Consider the following 19567-nt stretch of genomic DNA (forward strand, 5'->3'; position numbering starts at 1 on the left):
GTGAGTGCCATCATGTTAAAGAAATCCCGCAACCTGCGCTCGATGTTATACTTCGTGGGCCCAGCCTTACTGTTCTACACTTTGTTTATGCTCATTCCAACGATTGGCGGGATGTTCTACAGTATTACAGACTGGAACGGGCTGAACCGCAATTATAGTTTTGTCGGCCTTGCCAACTTTGTGGAAGCATTGACCGATGACCCGGATTTTATCAATGCCTTGCTGTTTACCCTTAAGTACGTTGTAGTAATGGTAGTTCTGCAAAATGTGCTGGCTTTGCTGCTAGCTGTGTTTATTGAATCACGGACACGCTTCAAAGGTTTCTTCCGAACCATCTTTTTCATGCCAAACATGATCAGTTTGATCATTAGTGCATTCATGTGGACGTTCGTCTTCACCCAAGTGCTCCCACAACTTGCTGAAAAAACAGCCTTGCTGTTCCTGGATCAATCCTGGATCGGCGATCCTAAATATTCCTTCTTCTCGATTGTCATTGTGTCATTATGGAATGGTGTAGGATACATGATGATCATTTACTTAGCCGGCCTGCAAGGTGTTCCACAAAGCTTGAAGGAAGCGGCAGTTATTGACGGTGCCAATCCGGTGCAAACCTTTAGACATATTACACTGCCAATGATTTCTCATGCGATTACAATCTGTTTCTTCCTCACCCTAAACGGTGCGTTTAAAGTATTTGAAGTAGTATTTGGTTTGACAGGCGGCGGCCCTGGTCGCAGCACACAGGTTATTACGATGAATATCTATGAAGAAGCGTTCTCCAATAACTTCCGTTATGGATATGCGAGCGCCAAATCAGTCATCCTGTTCATCATTATCCTGCTTGTTACCCTGATCCAAATTCGCGTAACGAAAAGAAATGAGGTGGAGGCATAATGAAAAGCAGCAAACTGTCCTCTACAATCATCCTGATTGTCCTGATCATCGGAGCTGCGCTAGCGTTTTTCCCGATCTATATGGCGATCATCAACTCCTTCAAGACACAAGGAGAGATCTTTAAAAACATTCTGTCCTTGCCTACCCAGCTTCATTTTGAGAACTACAGTCAGGCCTTCGCGAAGATTCACCTGTTCAATAGCGTTAAGAACTCTGTCATCGTCTCGGTTGTAGGCATCGGAGGTATCCTGTTGTTCGCTTCCATGGCCGGCTACAAGCTGTCCAGAACACCAGGCAAACTGAGCAGTGCGTTGTTCTTCCTGTTCATCGCTTCGATGCTGGTGCCATTCCATTCCATCATGATCTCGTTGTCACGTGTTACCAGAACTTTGGATGTACAAGGCAGCGTGATTGGTCTGGGCCTGATCTATATCGGACTAGGTGTGAATATGGCCGTGTTCCTCTATCATGGATTTGTAAAAGGGATTCCTAAGGAGCTTGAAGAATCGGCTCACATGGACGGATGTGGTGAGTTCCAGACCTTCTTCCGAATCATTCTGCCGCTGCTGCTTCCGATCACTGTTACGATTGGTATTCTTGACTTCCTGTGGATCTGGAACGACTTCCTGCTTCCGCTGCTGATGCTGACAGACGTGAACAAGTACACCCTGATCTTGTCCACGAACATGCTGTTCGGTGAATACAACAAAGAATGGTCGCTGATTCTGGCCGCTCTGGTGCTGACCGCAATCCCGGTTGTCATCATCTACGCTTTCTTCCAACGCTTCATTATGGAAGGAATCACAGAAGGTGCGGTTAAGGGCTAAGTCAAAACGCAACTGAAATGACCACTGCAAAGTGGTAACTATACTTAATGGAAACAAGCCGGCAATCCTCGAAGAAGAGGTTGCCGGCTTGTTTTATTTTTGAATAAGGTATCATTAATTGAACAATTTACAGAAGTGGATAGTCGCTTGGTTCAGCCCCGGTTTGCTTCCATCCGCGCGGATACGTAAATAAGCGCATTTTTGTACCTTAATTCGGCGACAACGAAGGAGAAATGGTAATTAAGAGCATTTTTGCATGTTAATTCTTTGGGGAGGCCGTCTTTTTAAGGATATATAGGAAAATAAGGTATAATAATGCTCTTAATTCCCTTTTTTACGCTAAAATAATCAATTTAAGGTACAAAATGCCTTTATTTATGCACTGAGCACATTTTGAAATAATATGAAAAAGAAGCTTTTCACACAGTAAAAGTTACAAGCAGGAAAACTATGGGATAGTAACTTTAGCAGTACAGGGAATGAAGTGAAAGCTTGGGTGTTCAGATTGACTAAACTTGTACTCGGTTAATCCCAGAAAGGGTTGCGATTTCTTGACATGAACTTTTCACTGTCCAATATATTATCAAGAAACAAAAACAGACCGCAGTTTCTAAGTGAAAGAGCAACGGTCTGTTATCTTAGTTAATGGTCAGAAGCATTCTGTGGAACAGGAATGGATTTCAGCGCTTCGTTACGTTCGATTTTAGGCAGATCAAAGCTCCAATTCACATCGGTATATCGTTTGTCCGTAACGGTGCGTACAAGTGTAAGCTCCTCTGGCAAGGTAGTGAGTCCTTTGGCGATAAGATAATTAGAGTTATCGTCACTACTCTCTCTACTAATGACGGACTTCTCTCCACGACTAAATGCGCCCCTGAAGATAGTTGGATATTCCGCTCCGTTTTGATCATAAGTGACCCACTGGTCGGCCAAGAACTGATTGGTGAAGCTGCCACTGACCGTCATCCACCCGGAAATACCGGGTTCATCTTTTATTTCAGTTATTTTCATGTAATGGATTTCCAAATGATCGCCTTGTTTATCGAAAATGGCTGGCTGCTGCTTAAGCTCCTCTGGTCGGAACGTCAATCGATCATTGGATTTTACGGGAAGCGTATAGCCATCCAGCACAAAACGAATGTTCATGCTGTCATACGGAAGGTAAGAGAAATAGTAGGTCCAATGCAGTGCAGCGGCATTTTCTTCCTCTTTCAATGTGTAGCCTAAGAATCTCTCTCCACTTCCTACATCCCTGAAACCGTCAATTTGAGACAACATCTGTCCGTTTTTATCTTCCAAATGGAACCTCAGCTTGAGCTTATTCCTCAGCTCCATTGGAGCGAGGGCAGCCGTAGCATCAGAGAGCGAGGTCGTGAACTTTAGCTGTACACCTGCAGGCGTGTGGACGAGCTGATTCATCTTCACATGAAGTCCTTCCGGGGTGGTGTAGGACTCGTTAAGGTCTGATGTCACGACCAGGCTATTGGCTTTTGTCATATCAGCGGTGTAGCTGAAGCTCCAGTTCCCCTTAAGTGATTTATCGCGGCTTCTTTGAGACTTGAGTTCGTTCACATCGCTCTGAATGAGTACTTTGTCTTGGGGCTGCTTATCTGGGAAAATGTAGGTTAGTTTAATATACTTCTGTATGGAATTGTCCGAACCATTGCGGGTTTCCAAGGGGCTGCTTCCCCTGAGCTGTCCAATTTCTTCACCTTGCTGATCCATGATATGCAATTGCGTGAAATCAAAACGATCCAGCGCCTGTTCTGCAGGCTGCCCGTTCTGGTCAATAATCTGAATAAACAAAACCATTCGGGTAGGATCTGCCACAATATCACGTAGCATAAGGGTATAGCCTTTGTCAGTTGCCTGAACATCGGCCTGTTGTACCACCCCGAGCGCATGAGCCTCCATCAGACCGGCATCGATATCCTGTGTATCACCACCAAACATCAAGCTGGGCAGTGGTGCTGAGTAAGTGTAAGTCTGAATGATTTGTGGAGAATTTCGTACATAAGCAGAGTAAGATGCATTGAGTAAAATGGCTGTAGCGACCGTTCCAATGGCGACAGCACTGCCCCATTGTAGCCGTTTAATGACTCTGTTTCTGCGCATACCGGATAATTTTCTTAGGTTGATTCCGTTTGGTGCGTCCATCTCTGTATGACGTACTTGTTCCATGACCTGCTCTGTGAAAAAATCAGGAAGCGTTGCCGGGATCACCTGCATTTGGTGTGATATCATCTCATCTGCATCACGATCATCGCGTTTGATAAAGCTCCATTTGCTCACTGGAATCCTCCTTTGCTTGTGACCATTGTTTCTTCAACTTCTGCCGGGAACGATGGAGACGATTCTTGACCTGATGCATGGACAGTCCTGTAATCTCGCAAATTTCCTCGTAGGTTAACTCATTGGCATAACGCAACAGCAGGACGATGCGATATCGCTCTGGCAGCTTAACTAATCTTTTCTGCCATTCTAGTTCCTCTTCCTTACGCATGTACTGCTCCTCCGGTGTAAGAGGCGGACTTGTCTCTGCCAGCAAGGGGAGGGCTGCAAGGCTGACTTTTTTACGTCGTTTCAAATCTCTTAAACGATTGATGGCAATGGCGTATAACCAGGCGGCAAAGCTGCTCTGGCTGTTGTGATCCGGGAGCTTCTGGTACGCTTTAATAAAAGATTCCTGTGCCAGATCCTGTGCATCCTGGGCATTCGCGCCCATGCCAAGCAGCAGGCGGTATAAACCGGACTTGTATTTGTCCACCAGTAGCGCAAAGGCTTCCACATTTCCTCCCAGTATCTCCCGTATCACCAGCTTGTCGTCTATCTCTTCATTCACTTGGATGCCTCCAGACAAAATCGATTTATATATAAGACGTTGCAGACCTGGAAACTTCTCACTTTATGGGAAATAATAAAAGCCTGCGACACGCGCAGACCAAGAGAGGGAAGAGTATTCAAAGTATTCACTTGAAAAATCTCTTTATGTATATTTCTTTCGGCTCAAAACCAAAACCAGCGGTTGACGCTCACGCATGGGGCTAACGGACCGTATGGTCGTTATTTGCACATGAATCTGCTTCTGCGACATGAAGTGGACTCAGGTGACGTTATTTCCACCTAAATGGTGGGTTTTGAGCACAATTTCTGATCATAGCGTCACTGGAGTCCGTTATCTTCCTGAATGGTTAAAATGATACGCGATAAAGCCCCTGTAGTCCGTTACTTGGCAATGCACGAAGCAAGCACTGATTTGGAGGGGAGATCCGTTTCTTTCTATATAAAAGTATAAATTCAGGTCTGTATAGCACTACACCTTAAGCCTGCTCACTGCTGTCTGCCTTGAGCTGGTCTTCTCATGAATCTGTCGTTTTCGATCTCGAATCCGTACTGGTTATACAGCCCGTGAGCGTCTTTGGTAGCAAGGACTCCGGACATCCATTCAAAATCAGGTGAATTCGTGATGACTTCGATCAGTTTTTTCGAGAAGCCTTGCCCGCGGTAATCTTCCAGCACAAACACATCACACAAATAGTAGGTTGTGGCGCCATCCGTGATCAGCCTTGCGAAAGCAATCATTTTGTCCTCATCATACACACCGTAGCAGAAAGAGTTCTGAATTGATTTCTTGATCTTCTCGGGAGATCGTTTATTGCCCCAGTAGCTGGTAGTCACAAAATCGATCACTGTGGGGACGTGAATTCGCTGTTGATCATCGCTAATCACATACTCTTTAAATGGATACTCCATAACGCACCTCCGGCACTCTATCTGCAGTTCTTTTTGTATTATTACGGCATCTGTTTTGAAAATCAATATCTGATTGAGAAGGATAATATAGTTATTCTCTTTTTCCTTTACGGTGAAGATTACCAAGGTAGTCGGAAACAAGACGATATCGATTCTTCAGCCGTTCGCCGGAGGAATCTACGCTTGGGGAAATAAAGGCGGCAGAGGCGGAGAGATTCCTTAGTTTAAAGCTCCAGAGGCGATCCAGAAAGTGCTCATTGACGGTCCTGAATTTGGAACGGATTTATCGCTTGAATTACTGCCTTAACATGCTGGATTCTACATCTTTATAAGCAATTGGGGATGGGACGACGGTAATGCGAATGTTGTGTAAGACAGCGAGCTGTTGAAATCTCTCCCTGCGGTGAAGAATAACCAAGTATATTTAACTAGTGAAAAGGGTTCCTATTACAATGATCCGATCTCATTGGAAACACAGATGGATTTGATTGTTAAGAGCTTTTGGGGAAAATAAGGGAGGGGCGGTAGTTTTACCGTTCTTCAATTGAAAGGTTAGATAAAATAGCCAACTTGAGCAGGTAGCTGTTTTTGTATGCTTGGAAAGAGTATGGATTTCCTGGTGTCAAAGCTCTATCGTTTATTTACTCTTGTTCAGTTTTTAAAATGATCACTTTAAAAGTTGTATTGTTTGATATTTCTTCAAGACTCATTACAGAATATAAGGTTCTACCCAATCGCGTTAAAATTACCTTATTTGGGATTGTTTCATCCCATGAGTTTATTGTTTTAATTTCTCCTTCCGAGGTTTTTGTAAATCACCGCCAGGTGCAAAGCCATTCTCATCGGGATCTGGGCTCAGTATTTGAACCAGTCAATGTTGATATAACCCGTTTATTTCTTGTAGTACTTTAGCTATTTCTTTAGAATAATAAGTTCGCTCCATATTACTTAAGTTTTCTTCCTTGGAATATAGAATAGAAAGTAAACAAATTTGCCGATATGTGAGTTGTTTAGCAAGTTTAATATAAAAGTTTAAATCGGATATGGAGTGGCTATCAAAAGTAGCATTTGCATATATGTACCCTAAATGTTTTATTTTCTTATCTTCATGTTCGAATCTACTTTTGATTAATATGCCCTCAAGTGTCTCTTCAGATGAAGAACAATAATTCTCATTATTTGCAAAGAAGTAGTCATCCGTCCTTAAATGTTCGCTATTATCTAGTCGATTCTTAATCTTCTCCGCAGCAAGAAGAAAAACGGCGCCTACCTTCTCCTTCACTTTGGTAGATAACACTCTATCGGAATAGTCTGCTAAAAAAATTTCCGAAACAGTTCCTGAAATTTCTCCTAATAGTGTTATGAAATTTCCGCCAGATATTGATTGGACTAAAGATTTTGTAGCAGTGCCGGCCAACTGCACAGCGGATTTCAAAATTGTATTGTTCATTTCAAACCCTTATTTTTTAAATTATGTTTGGTTATCAAGTATCGACTTGTAAGAGAACAAGAACATAGTTCGAATGGAATCCGCGCTGGGCGTGGTTATTTTATCGGTATAAGTTCTTGTCCTTTTCTCAGAACAAGAACTTGTACCGATTGCCGATTATGGACAAGAAGATGGTCCGATTACCGATTCAATGTTAGTCTAAGTTATCGACCAGCTCAAAGGCACCTTAATTCCCTTCCAGTATTTAAAACACATTTTCTAGAAACAGGGAAAGCATGTGCAAATTATTCAATGGAAACTTACTCTGTAGAGGATATTTAATATAATATTAGTTTAGTTAATTCGATCCTAATCTTAGTTATGCCACATAATTCGACAAAATAAATTGTATTTAGTTGTTATAATAAATCTATATAGCGATAAAAACTTTTACAAACTTGGATAATGTGGTCGATTAAATAAATGTGAATTGTATATTCGCTTAATTACCTCGGACAACTATTAAATCAACAAAATTACTACTATCAAGAACTAGCACTATTAGAATCTTACTTTTACGCCACGAGTTAATTGAAGAGAATGAACAGGTTATTACGAGTTGATATTTGAGGATTATCTCTTTTGGTATTTCTTGTGTGGTAGCGGTACTTCTAGTACCAATTTTAGAATCAGTGCAACCATAGCATTGGCAAGGACGATGCTTTTGAATACTCGTTTACAACTTTGTGGTATTACAGAAATAAACAGCTGTACATTTTTTTGGAATGATTTGGCCAAAATTTTCAATAATTATGGACCCAGCTTACAAGAGAAAGCTGGGTTTGAAACTCAAATTATTACATCTATGGAATGATAAATTGTGAAGTTTGTCACCAGAAGATCACTAGAAATGACGAGTATTACATCGTAACAGTCGATGATAGTGATTTGCAAGAAGTAGTAATTAAGATTACAACAGATATTGGTGGTTGTGAACATTGCGAAGGAGATGAAAGAGCGTATCTAGTATATAAATTTAATAAAGAATTAGATCCAGATGAAATGGATATGGTTGTATCTGGAGAATTATTGAGTAGTTATTTAAGTGATCATGGTGTAACAGACAAATAAATTGCGCTTTTTGCCGGTTATGCTAATTGTCCTCGTTGCAGAAGTGGAAGAAATGACAATCCACACGATGATTTTAGTGAGCAAGGGCTTGATGAAAATTCGGAAATCTATATACTGCGTGATATGATCACTTTTTGGGAGGGTAATTTCTATGATGAAGCAGTCTTATATCAATACTGTAACTTCACAAGAAGCTACAGTATTGATGTGGATCATGTGGATTTAACAAGTTTAAGTGAATTCCTAATTAAACATCCTAATATGGGCACGAAGCATCCTGTTGGTGATATGCTTATTCAAGCAATTGAGCGCCATAAACAAGAAGAGCAAGGAACAAGGCTAAAACCTACAGCAGATACAGGGATGCTGCTATATCGCGGACGAAATCGTAAAGAGGAATCTAAGGATAAATATCCTTTTGCAAAAATGTGGGCACCGCCTAAAGGACATGCCAATTATGGACGGTACAATGCAATTGGTGTGCCGGTATCATATCTTTTACCGATGACCTAGGGGCTGTTCCCTATGAAATCCATACCACAGATGACGAAGTAATCGATATAGTAACCTTCGAGATAAAAAAAATCTTGCTTTTTGATATTGGAGTTTTCGATGAGAGATTTGAAGGTTTCTTTGAAGATAGTGGAGCAGATTCCGGTTGTTAAAGCATCCGATATTTACTACCCAACTTTATTGGTGCATGCTACAGTCTAATCGAATATGATGGAGTATTGTATACCGGCGTACGAGGATCTGATAAATATTTTAACTATGCGCTTTCACTTATGAAGAGAAATATGAAGTAGGTATCACCCAAGAAATTAAAACATATAAACAGACGGTCCTAAGGGTGATCAATGTTCTTGAATCTCTGCCTGAACAAAAAGACCAAGACGTTGTGGAACCACAAGATTCGGAACTACCTTTCTGACGATCATTCAAGGTAACTACGCTTGGGTTTAACGAGAATCGACAGAGAACTAATAATGCATACTTGGTTGTGATGGAGGAACTAATCATGTTAATAAGGCCGAGACTAAATGATTTTCATAACCTTGCATTTACGCAGGAGGAAGTGGACTTTGCAATTCCTTTTCTTAATGAAGACATTCCATTATATTTAGACCCGTTTTTGTTATGGAAATCACCATCAATGCAAGATAACTCTTTACATACGGCCATTTCGAATTCATTTAACCATTTAGGACATCTAATTAAGAAAGGTGATGAAAAAGATGCCATTGCTATATTAATGAGATCATCTGAATGTGCTGAAGTTGGGCTGGGTTCCTCCTCCAACAGAATTGGGGTGAGAATTGGCGAAAAAACAGCAACTTCAATATTAAATCTTTTCTCAACTGTACCTCAAATCTCAGAAAATGGATTTACTCATTTTGAAGAAATACAACTTTACATCGATCAAATTTCTAAGGATCGAGTTAGTGATATTGCGTGCAACTTTTTAAAGTCGTTCTTAATTGATTTTACAATCCAACAAAGTGAAAGGCATCAGATACCTATAGAAAAGGTGAGGATTTATGATTTGTATGACTACAAGACAAATCAGTTTGTTGAAGAAACTACGTATTTGCCTATAAACCCCGAAACAAAGAAACCGATACTATTTGTTCCAAAGCGTTGGCTAAGGTATATCCCTTGGATTAATTATGAAGACTACTTTAATGGTTATTTTGTTAAAGAAATTTTACAGGGAAAAGATAACAAACCTTCGAGAGTTGAGATTCTAGAATATAATCGAAAAAACTATGATGTAGTTCAGAGCTACCTCAAGCAGAAAGAAAAAACCTCAGACGATTGTAAAAATGACCCCTTGTTTAAGCAAATACCCGTAGTTTCGGCTAAGAGAAAATTAGATTCTATTATCAAATTACCATCTGGAAAAACAGATAATGCTGACAAAAAATATGAGGATTCTGTCTGTCAGCTTATGGCATCGGTACTTTACCCCCACTTGGATTTTGCTGAAACACAAAGCAGAACGGACTCAGGAACTCAAATTAGAGATTTGATTTTTTACAATAATCGCTCTTACGATTTTTTAAAAGATATTTATGATGATTATCAAACTAGACAAATTGTAATGGAATTAAAGAATGTCGCAAAGGTAGAAAGAGAACATGTCAATCAACTTAATCGTTATTTATCTGAATCGTTCGGTAGATTTGGTGTTCTTATTACAAGAAATCCTTTGCCAAAGCCAATTTTCAAAAACACCATTGATCTGTGGTCCGGTCAAAGAAAATGTATTATCGCACTAACGGATGAGGATTTAAAATTGATGATATCGGTGTATGAAAGTAAACAGCGTCATCCGGTCGAAGTAATTAAAAAGAAATACTTAGAGTTTAGGCGCAGTTGTCCATCCTAATATTACTAAGGAGAATGAGAACATGAATATAGATGTTAGCTTTTTTGAAAAAACACAAGCTCAACTTCAAGGTTTATTTGATGAAATTGGAATCCTATCTAAGAAAAAACCTGATGACGCTATCAACAGGTTTAAGCTTAAAATCATTAATCCAATTTTGTCGCAAGCAAATGAGTTGTTGGACGAAGATTATAAACCGTTTTCCGATTTCGAGATATTTGATGATGAAAGCCTTCCTACTAATAGTGATATTTTATTAATTTTGTCGCAATATATAAATTGTTTAGAAAAACTCAGAGCTGATAATATTGTTCAAAGCAATTTACGATGGTTTTGGAAAAAGAATGGGGTTAGAACAGATATACCTACGGCTCCGCCAAAGAAAATATCTTGGTAACTTTTAACGAGGAGAATTAATTCACATGTCATATAAAAATAGCAAGGCTAACTTACCTACTACCGAATTTGTAGCTAAATTTGAAATGTTTGCACCTATGTTAGATTCAGCTTTATTAGAAATGCGTGAGTTCTCAAAGAAGAAACAAGACGGTGTTTTGAATCCATTGAAGGTAAAAGTAATTAATCGACTATTAGTGGACATCAAAGAGTTATTGAGCTCAGATATAAGTACAACCTACCTTGATTTGTTGGATGATGAATTATTGCCACAAAATAGTGATGCTGTTCTAATTCTTGGTCAATTTAAAGCAGCTATGGAACAATTTAAGACGAAAAACTTTGGCTATCATAATGGCACATATCGTTGGCGTACTGCTGAAAACCCATGACCCATGTCAAAGCTATAAGAACTTATACCTGGGACGTGAAATCATTAGATAGAGAAGGGAATATGAATCTCTAGAATGAAAACTAGAAATCCAAGTGCTGTTAAGTTTGAAGAGATAGATACTGCGAGTCGTTATATAAGAAAAAAATATCATGTTGGTTCAATGGGAATAGGCTTTTTTAAACTTGATGAAATAAATAAATTGAAAGATAGAATGGTTGACGATCACTCAGAATCAGAGATAGTTACTATTAAAACTAGCATCGATGCTCAGTTTGAACATTATAAACAGCTTACTTCAATAATAGCTATCTTGGCCTTAATATTTACAATGATTTTCACAACTATAAATGCTCAGATTAGTTATACGATGAAGCCAATTGATTGGATTTACAATCTTAATCAAGCCGTAAATACTGAATCATTAAAAGGCTTGAAATTGGATGAGATAACGACTAAATTAACTGAACAGACTAACCAAATGACTACAGAATACTTAGGTGTTATTAAAGCGGCATCACAAGCACTACAAATGAATATTTTTACGATAGGAATATTCCTTTTTGTATTAATTTATATTTATTTTGGTAGATTTCGTTGGATAGTCTTAGTGAAGAATGTTACTGAAGAGGCTCTAAAGGAGAAAAAACGACAAGCTGAAGAAATAACAAAGATCCAAATAAAAAGAGAAGTAAGCAAAAAATTGAGGATTGAAGTAAGAAATCAACGATTAGCTAGAAAAATCAAATAATTGACAAACAAAGAAGAACATTCGAAAAGAAAAGCTATTGGCCCCAAATGAAAGTTTCCGATAGAAGACGTAAAAGTCGCAGGAGTTGTTCGCTTACTTATTGTCTAAAAGGAGAAGATAGATCAACCACAAAGAAAGTTATGATGGTTGAAAAGGCTGTTCCGAGCGGAAGCAAACAATAGCTTTATCAGAGGTTGTAGATTTACTCATATCATCACCTCAGGAATTTCCCTGAATTATACATTATGAGCTATAATTTAGTCATCGGTAAAAGAAAATAAAATGAAATGCTAAAGAAGTTTAGAAAACACTTGACCCTCCAGTTACATGGAGGGTTATTATTTTGTCTATAACATTGTAAATACATCGGAATAGAATTTATTTACTTGAGAGAGTTTTGGAGAGGGATGATATGATATGAAATCACGTTTATTCACTGTATTAGGGATTACAGCTTTGTCGGCTATGCTCCTGTCCGGATGTGCAGGTAGTGGGAAAGAGCAAGCGCAAGGTACGAACTTGGAACCTACCAGCGTTATTCTGGACTGGACGCCCAATACGAATCATACCGGTCTATATGTTGCTTTAGAGAAGGGCTATTACAAGGATGAAGGATTGGATGTACAAATTGTGCAGCCGTCAGAAGGAACGACATCGACTTTGATCGCCGCTGGAAAAGGGGACTTTGGCGTCAGCTACCAGGAGGATGTAACTTATGCGCTAACCGGCAAGGAACCGCTGCCGATCAAGGCGGTCGCTACAATCATCCAGCATAATACTTCAGGGTTTGCTGCACCCAAAAGCAAGAACATTCAAAGTGTGAAGGACTTTGAGGGTAAGGTATATGGCGGCTGGGGTTCTCCTTCGGAGGAAGCGATCCTGCAAGCGGTTATGGAAAAGAACGGAGGCGACTTCAACAAGCTGAAGCGAGTAGATATCGGTAATGATGATTTCTTCGCCGCTACCCAGAAAAACGTTGATTTTGCCTGGATTTTTGAAGGCTGGACCGGCATACAAGCTAAGCTTAAGGGTATTGAACTGAACTATATTCCAGCACGGGAACTTGACCCGGCTTTGGATTACTACACACCGATTCTGATTACTGGAACCAAGACGATTGCAGAGAATCCCGATAAAGTACGCAAGTTCCTCAAGGCAACCGAAGAGGGCTACCAATACGCCATTGATCACCCGGAGGAAAGTGCGGAACTATTGTTGAAGCATGCACCGGAGATTGATAAAACGCTCGCCGTGGAAAGTCAGAAGTTTTTGGCGACACAATATATTGCCGATGCACCGGCATGGGGGCAGATGAAGACCGAGGTATGGAGCGGTTATGCGAAATTCCTCAAGGATAAAGGGCTAATTCCAACGGATTTGAAACCGGAAGAGGCTTTTACAAATGAATTCCTCCCGAAAAAATAAACCTAACGAAAAGGATGTTATCTCGATGAAACACTTGAAGGTTATGCTTGAATATTTCTACCCTTGGACCAATTCAGCCGGATTCTATTATGCGCGTGAGCAGGGCTGGTATAAAGATGCGGGACTTGATGTAGAGTTTACGGTGTACGATCCACAAAGGGGCGACACATTAGCCTATCTAGCCAGAGGGGAAGCGGATTTCGGCATTTTCCCTAGTAATCGGTTATTGGTACAAAGAGAGAAGCAGCCAGTGGTCGTGGGCGTAGCAGCCATTAACCACAGGGGAATGGAAACCGTGCAGACTGTGAGAAGTACCGGGATTCGTCGCCCGGCTGACCTCAGCGGTAAGCGGGTGGCTTTGAATCCGACTCCACGGGGTATGGCCATGATCCGGCAACTGGTTAGCGCGGATGGCGGGGACCCGGATGGGATTATCGTTGTAGACAGTGGTACAAGAGAGTTGACCCCGGATGATATTGCCGCAGGTGTGGCGGATGCAACCTTCGGAAGCTATTGGGCCTGGGAAATTCTCATGGACACTGCGGTTCCTGAAGAAGAGAGAATCGTATGGCCTGTGGATGAGATTGGTGCGCCGCCCTATCATAGCTATCTTATAGGGACACAAGAAGAAAAAACTATTCAAGATCCTGAGACTGTTCGCGCGTTTTTGGCGGCTACGGAGAGAGGTTACCAGGCCTTGGCCGCTGATCCGCTACTGGCTGCACCAATTTATGAACGGATTATTCCATTTTTCCCTTCCCAGCTTGTGGAGCGCTCATTGCCACTAATAGCCAGCACCTGGCTGCATAACGGAATCTGGGGTGTACAGCGTACGGAATTGATCGAACCTTATTCCGAGTGGCTTGTAGACCATGGTATTTTGCAGGATCGGAATGGCTGGAAGACTGCTTATAGCAATGCCTTTTTGCCTAAGGGGAATGAACGATGAGCCCAGAAACTAACAGTCCGGATCTACTGTCACATGGCATGGGAACGACCCTTGTTCGGCCGGATTGGGCACCAATTACGCTTGAGGAAGTCAATCAGCTATTTAGCTATTATCCTGATTTAGAAGAAGCTTCGGAACTGGCTTGGCATAGCCCTAGGCCATTCTCCAGTGCAACGATTGTGAACACCGCTACGGAGCGCCTGTTCGTTAAGCGACATCATCATACAGTGCGTGATGTACCAGGGCTGCTGGAGGAGCATCGTTTTATCCGCCACTTACGAACCCAGGGAATTCCGGTGAGCAATATTGTTGCCGGGAGAGATGATTTGACGGCCTTTGCGCTTGAAGAATGGACGTATGAGGTGCACCGCTTGGCACAAGGGGAGGATTTGTACCGGGATGCTGTTTCGTGGAGTCCTTTTCTGACATCCGGTCACGCCTATGCGGCTGGCGAAGCGCTGGCTCGTCTGCATCATGCGGCGGAGAGCTTTGAAGCCCCGGCAAGACCTGTCCGTGCCTTGGTATCAAGCTTCTCGATCTTTGCTTCAGCCGACCCGCGTAAGGAAATGGCGGCCTATATTGCGCCACGCGAAGCCTTGGGCAAGTATCTAGAGAGCCGATCTTGGGAGCAGGATTTGGAAACGGTCTTTATGCCTTTCTACGCTAAGCTTGCGCCTTTACTCGACGTGTTGAAGCCACTCTGGACACATAATGACTGGCATGCCTCTAATTTACTGTGGAGTGATAGAGATGAACTGTCGCATGTTGAAACAATTCTGGATTTCGGTCTCGCAGACCGTACGAGTGCTATTTATGATCTGGCTACGGCAATTGAACGCAATATCATAGAATGGCTGGCCTTAGATGATCAAAAACAGGACGACATTGTGCATTACGCTCAACTTGAGGCCTTGTTGTTAGGATACGAGTCGATTCGACCCTTGAACAGTAAGGAGACAGCTGCACTTGTGGCGATCCTTCCCCTGGTCCATGCAGAATTTGCACTGAGCGAGATGGATTACTTTATGGGGATTGTTAAGTCCAAGTCCAACACGGATTTGGCCTACGACAGCTTCTGGCTTGGTCATGCCAAGTGGTTTCAAGGACAGCAGGGTCAAGACTTACTGACCTATCTGGAACAGAGGGCTACTGAGTGACCAGGCGGTACTATATATAGAAGGATAGAAGTGAAATTAGTGGCATTTTTGTACCTTAAATTCTCTGCAACTAGGGGTTATTGGAGATTAAGTGCAAAAATGCTGTTAGTTGAGGAGAAGGTCCCTCTTGCTCACTGTTAAGATGACTGGTGAAGGGGAATATACCGATTCTAGTGAGATGCTGGTTTTGAACAGCCATCGATTATAGGTCTTGTTGTCGAGAGTCTATGTTCCGGTGAAAGCTTTGCGCCTACAAAGCTCAAACTTCCCGTTCGCTCAGCTTCGCTTTTTGTTACAGTGGCCGAAAGTCCAAACATTCCACTGTAGTGACGATCAAGTCTTACGTTTGTATCTTAAGTTCGTCTTATACAGTTAAAGATTAACATTGACAGATTGTTATGAGGTTGTTAATTTATAATAAACCCATAGGATTTATATGAAATATAAAAAAGCGATGAAGGACCATACTTCCCATGATCCCGGGATATGGTCTCTTTATTAATCGCGGGAGACAATTGCAAAGGCGTGACTACCATGGACAAACTTAAAAAGATAGATGAACGGATCTATCCGATAGCTACACTTCTCATTGCCGTCATTGTGTGGCAGCTAATCGTGACGTTGAACCACGTACCACTTTATATTTTGCCTTCGCCGGTGGCTACGATCAGTGCTTTGATTAGTGACTTCGGCACCATTGCGGGTCATGTCGGCACGACGTTGTATGAATCTGTCCTCGGCTTTGCATTATCGATTGCATTAGCTTTCGTTCTCGGTATATTGATGGACAGCTTTGTCGTTATCAAGAAGTCGCTATATCCTATCTTGATCGTCTCACAGACCATTCCGACCATTGCGCTTACACCGCTACTAATCGTCTGGTTTGGTTTTGGCATTTTGCCGAAAATCCTCATTATTGTGATGGTCTGCTTTTTCCCGATATGTATTAGTCTGGTGGACGGGTTTGAGAAGGTGGACAAAGACTACTTGAAGCTTTTCCACTCCTATAAAGCATCCAAGCTGCAAACATTCATCCATTTGAAGCTGCCGTATGCCATGGTGAATTTTTTCTCCGGACTCAAAATTGCGGCAACGTATATGATTATGGCGGCGATTATCGGGGAATGGCAAGGCGGAACCAAGGGAATCGGGGTATATATGGTTCGGACCAAGAATGCTTATGCGCTGGATAAAGTGTTTGCCTCGATTTTGGTCATCGTGATCATCAGTGTAGGCTTTATTTACCTTATCAATTATATATCCAAAAAAACGACTCATTGGAAATAGTGGAGGTTACGATGCAAGATAAAGCACTGTTGGAGAAGACTGTCCCTAGTTCCGGCGAGAACAACGCCTTGATTACACTTGATGGTATCAGCAAATCGTATGGTTCTGCGGAGATCTTGAAAGATGTTTCTCTGCATATCCGAAAAGGTGAATTCGTATCCATCCTGGGTCCGAGCGGTTCTGGAAAAAGCACCCTGTTTAACATCATTACCGGCCTATTGCCGGCAGATAGGGGCACGTTGGACGTTCATGGGGAGATCGGCTATATGCAGCAGAAGGATCTGCTTTTGCCGTGGAAGACGGTTCTGGACAATATTGTTTTGCCGCTGGATTTGAAAGGTTCTAACAAGGAAGCTTCACGATCAAAGGCGGTATCATTGATGGACCGGATCGGGTTAAAAGGCTATGAGCAGCGCTATCCTAGTGAGCTGTCCGGGGGTATGAAGCAGCGCGCCAGCTTTCTTCGTACGTTCCTGGCCTCTGGAGAGATTATGCTGCTGGATGAGCCCTTTGGTGCGCTGGATTCCATTACGAAAGGCAGCATGCAAGCCTGGTTGCTGGAGGTCCAAGAAGCTTTTGACGTGACCATCCTATTCATTACCCATGACATCGAAGAAGCAATCTTTCTGTCTGACCGGATCTATGTGCTGTCTTCGAGACCAGGAGTAGTGAAGGAAGAGCTTACCGTTGGTTTTGACCAGAAGAATAAGAGAGAGCGGCTCGTAAATCCTGAGTTATTAGTATTGAAGGAAACCATTAAAGGTCTTTTGTAATAGCAAGGCACTGAAAAGGGGGAGACGAATTGGAATGGTACACCATTGGAGAAGTGGCAAAGACATGCAATGTTCCGATTCGGACACTTCGTTATTATGACGACATCGGCTTGCTGACACCTGACCGCATCGCTCCTGAAAGCAACTATCGGTATTATTCTGTGGAAAGTATGCGAAAGATTCCGCTGATTAAATATTACAAACAACTAGGCTTTAAGCTTGATGATATTCGTCAGATGCTGGAGCGTTCTAACTTTGAAGTGCTGGAAGACTATATGAATAAAGAACTGTTGATCGTTGAGCAGCAGATGGCGGAGCTGCAGAAGAAACATTTTGCCATTCAGGAATGGCAGCGGCTGCTGAAGCAAGGGGAGACGTTGCTGGCGAAACCACGGAAGGAGAAGGATATCGAGATTGCACCTTTTCCACAATACCGTACGATGAAGTTCCGTTATGAGATTCAGGACCCTCAAGCCGCTAATATCGAAGTACTTTATAGCAACGTGCTCGTCGCGCTCTGCAACCGGCATAATGTATTTGCATATGGTCCGTTTATGCTGTTCTTCGAAGATTTTGGCCAGCGCATCAATCATACCTTCACATCCGTAGATTGCTACACGGCAGTGATTGAGGATGAAGCAAATGCTGAGCTGACTACAGAGGTGGGAGGGTTTCAGGCCTTAAGTGTAGTTCACAAAGGAGATTATAGTACCCTCTCTGAGACGTACCAAAAGGTACAGCATTGGGCTGAAGAGCAAGACATTCCGCTACAGGGGGCTTCCTACGAAAGATACATTATCGATCCATGGAGCACCGCGGTCAGCGATAACTATGTAACCGAACTGATTTTGCCTATTGGAGGAACTGATTATGTCTAATTTGATTCATTCAACAGAAGCTGTATTGCGGCTGAATGATCCTAACACAGTATTTGCGGACGTTCGTTTTATATTAGGCGAACCATTAGCGGGCAACGCGGCTTATTTGCAGGGTCATATTCCCGGTGCTGTTTTTTTTGACCTGAATACCGATCTCTCGGGCCCAAAAGAGATTCATGGAGGCGGTCACCCATTACCCGATCCTGCTGTGTTCGCGGAGAAGCTGGGACAAGCCGGGATTGATGAGGGGAAGGAAGTCATTGTGTATGACGATCAGGGAGGCAGTATTGCGTCACGGCTGTGGTGGATGCTGAAGCATGCCGGCCATGAAAATGTGAAGCTGCTGTCAGATGGTTTTTCCGGCTGGAGTCAAGCAGGTTATCCAGTAACGGATGAGCCTTCGCAGCCTGTGCATACAACATTCTCCCCCCGGATTAACGACAGTCTACAGGCTACGATCACTGAGGTTAAAGCTGGTATCGGTCAGGAAAATAAAGTATTAATCGATTCACGGATACATGATCGCTATACGGGTGAGGATACATCGAAATATCAGAAGGCAGGTCATATTCCTGGTGCTATTAATCATTACTGGGAAGATGGTTCTCCCAGCGGCGTATTCCTTGATGGCATTCAGCAGCGGGAACGCTTTAAGGCCATTCCGGTCGATCGGGAAATTATCGTGTACTGTGGCGCTGGAGTCACGGCTTGTCCCAACGTGCTGGCCTTAACGGAAGCAGGATATAACAATGTGAAGCTGTATGTGGGAAGCTGGAGCGATTGGGTTAGCTATGACGAGAACCCGGTGGCTACTGGAGAAGAGTAAGTGCTGAGAGCCGCGGCGGACGCGGGTTGGAGGGATGCGACAGGTTGCCAGCAGGCAGGCTGTCACATCCCTTTTTGTGCTTTTCGTTCAACTTTGGAAGCGATTCGCTTGGCTTTCCTCGGTTGTTCCCGGTATCCCCCAGTTTGGCGGCAACAGATAGGTTCATATATAATAATTACATGATATGGAAGTACAATTAGAAGATCGGTTGAGTGGTACAAGAATGCATTGGGTTTTCAGGTTATTTGGGAAGAGGAGCACTCTTTTCCCTAATTGCATTTAATAGAATTTTTTGGTAGATTGAACAAAAT

At 42.4% G+C, this 19567-nt stretch carries 20 protein-coding genes; 16 read left to right on the plus strand and 4 right to left on the minus strand.

The annotated features are described in order from the left end of the window. The first annotated feature begins 12 nt into the window (after positions 1–12). Positions 13–894: a carbohydrate ABC transporter permease gene (locus tag ACFORK_RS07550; protein WP_379197302.1), complete on the plus strand. Its 882-nt coding sequence runs from the start codon at positions 13–15 to the stop codon at positions 892–894. Continuing rightward, complete coding sequence (locus ACFORK_RS07555; RefSeq protein ID WP_379197304.1) at positions 894–1721, plus strand: carbohydrate ABC transporter permease; 828 nt, start codon at positions 894–896, stop codon at positions 1719–1721. The genes ACFORK_RS07550 and ACFORK_RS07555 overlap by 1 nt, the downstream gene beginning before the upstream one ends. Positions 1722–2363: 642 nt before the next feature. Here the strand turns inward: ACFORK_RS07555 and ACFORK_RS07560 are convergent. The 4 genes from ACFORK_RS07560 to ACFORK_RS07575 form a co-directional block, all read right to left on the minus strand. Further along, entirely contained in the window at positions 2364–4013 is a 1650-nt protein-coding gene (locus ACFORK_RS07560) for a DUF4179 domain-containing protein (protein ID WP_379197306.1), read from the minus strand. Beyond that, positions 3982–4563, minus strand: coding sequence for an RNA polymerase sigma factor (locus ACFORK_RS07565; protein WP_379197308.1), 582 nt, complete (start codon positions 4561–4563; stop codon positions 3982–3984). The genes ACFORK_RS07560 and ACFORK_RS07565 overlap by 32 nt, the downstream gene beginning before the upstream one ends. A 488-nt stretch (positions 4564–5051) precedes the next feature. After that, on the minus strand, positions 5052–5474 hold the full coding sequence (locus tag ACFORK_RS07570) for a GNAT family N-acetyltransferase (RefSeq protein WP_379197310.1): 423 nt from the start codon (positions 5472–5474) through the stop codon (positions 5052–5054). An 871-nt stretch (positions 5475–6345) separates the two neighbouring features. After that, the gene (locus ACFORK_RS07575; protein ID WP_379197312.1) at positions 6346–6924 is read right to left on the minus strand and encodes a hypothetical protein; all 579 of its coding nucleotides are present in this window, start codon (positions 6922–6924) and stop codon (positions 6346–6348) included. Positions 6925–7773: 849 nt separating this feature from the next. Between ACFORK_RS07575 and ACFORK_RS07580 the strand changes: the two genes are divergently transcribed. The 14 genes from ACFORK_RS07580 (at position 7774) to ACFORK_RS07645 (ending at position 19529) form a co-directional block, all read left to right on the plus strand. Beyond that, on the plus strand, positions 7774–8034 hold the full coding sequence (locus ACFORK_RS07580; protein WP_379197314.1) for a hypothetical protein: 261 nt from the start codon (positions 7774–7776) through the stop codon (positions 8032–8034). A gap of 123 nt (positions 8035–8157) precedes the next feature. Then, positions 8158–8547, plus strand: coding sequence for a hypothetical protein (locus ACFORK_RS07585; RefSeq protein ID WP_379197316.1), 390 nt, complete (start codon positions 8158–8160; stop codon positions 8545–8547). A gap of 505 nt (positions 8548–9052) precedes the next feature. After that, a complete protein-coding gene (locus ACFORK_RS07590) occupies positions 9053–10423 on the plus strand; it encodes a hypothetical protein (protein ID WP_379197318.1) in 1371 nt (456 codons plus the stop codon). Positions 10424–10445: 22 nt separating this feature from the next. Continuing rightward, positions 10446–10820 carry a hypothetical protein gene (locus tag ACFORK_RS07595; RefSeq protein WP_379197320.1) on the plus strand — a complete coding sequence of 125 codons (375 nt, stop codon included), beginning with the start codon at positions 10446–10448 and terminating at the stop codon, positions 10818–10820. 25 nt (positions 10821–10845) lie between these two features. Continuing rightward, on the plus strand, positions 10846–11211 hold the full coding sequence (locus ACFORK_RS07600) for a hypothetical protein (protein ID WP_379197322.1): 366 nt from the start codon (positions 10846–10848) through the stop codon (positions 11209–11211). 75 nt (positions 11212–11286) lie between these two features. Beyond that, positions 11287–11961 carry a hypothetical protein gene (locus ACFORK_RS07605; RefSeq protein WP_379197324.1) on the plus strand — a complete coding sequence of 225 codons (675 nt, stop codon included), beginning with the start codon at positions 11287–11289 and terminating at the stop codon, positions 11959–11961. Positions 11962–12378: 417 nt separating this feature from the next. Then, entirely contained in the window at positions 12379–13386 is a 1008-nt protein-coding gene (locus ACFORK_RS07610; protein WP_379197326.1) for an ABC transporter substrate-binding protein, read from the plus strand. 25 nt (positions 13387–13411) lie between these two features. Then, positions 13412–14335 (plus strand): ABC transporter substrate-binding protein, encoded by a 924-nt coding sequence (locus ACFORK_RS07615; protein WP_379197328.1) that lies wholly within the window; start codon positions 13412–13414, stop codon positions 14333–14335. Then, positions 14332–15492, plus strand: a complete 1161-nt coding sequence (locus tag ACFORK_RS07620; RefSeq protein ID WP_379197330.1) for a phosphotransferase enzyme family protein — start codon at positions 14332–14334, stop codon at positions 15490–15492. The genes ACFORK_RS07615 and ACFORK_RS07620 overlap by 4 nt, the downstream gene beginning before the upstream one ends. A gap of 534 nt (positions 15493–16026) precedes the next feature. After that, entirely contained in the window at positions 16027–16779 is a 753-nt protein-coding gene (locus ACFORK_RS07625; protein WP_379197333.1) for an ABC transporter permease, read from the plus strand. 11 nt (positions 16780–16790) lie between these two features. Further along, positions 16791–17552 carry an ABC transporter ATP-binding protein gene (locus tag ACFORK_RS07630; RefSeq protein ID WP_379197335.1) on the plus strand — a complete coding sequence of 254 codons (762 nt, stop codon included), beginning with the start codon at positions 16791–16793 and terminating at the stop codon, positions 17550–17552. Positions 17553–17581: 29 nt separating this feature from the next. Beyond that, entirely contained in the window at positions 17582–18430 is an 849-nt protein-coding gene (locus ACFORK_RS07635; RefSeq protein ID WP_379197337.1) for a MerR family transcriptional regulator, read from the plus strand. Next, on the plus strand, positions 18423–19256 hold the full coding sequence (locus ACFORK_RS07640; protein WP_379197339.1) for a sulfurtransferase: 834 nt from the start codon (positions 18423–18425) through the stop codon (positions 19254–19256). Before ACFORK_RS07635 ends, ACFORK_RS07640 begins: the two co-directional genes overlap by 8 nt. A 195-nt stretch (positions 19257–19451) precedes the next feature. Next, on the plus strand, positions 19452–19529 hold the full coding sequence (locus ACFORK_RS07645) for a VOC family protein (RefSeq protein ID WP_379198542.1): 78 nt from the start codon (positions 19452–19454) through the stop codon (positions 19527–19529). The last annotated feature ends 38 nt before the right edge of the window (positions 19530–19567 follow it).

This window comes from Paenibacillus sp. GCM10012306, assembly GCF_042649265.1.
Classification (GTDB): Bacteria; Bacillota; Bacilli; order Paenibacillales; family Paenibacillaceae; genus Paenibacillus_AQ.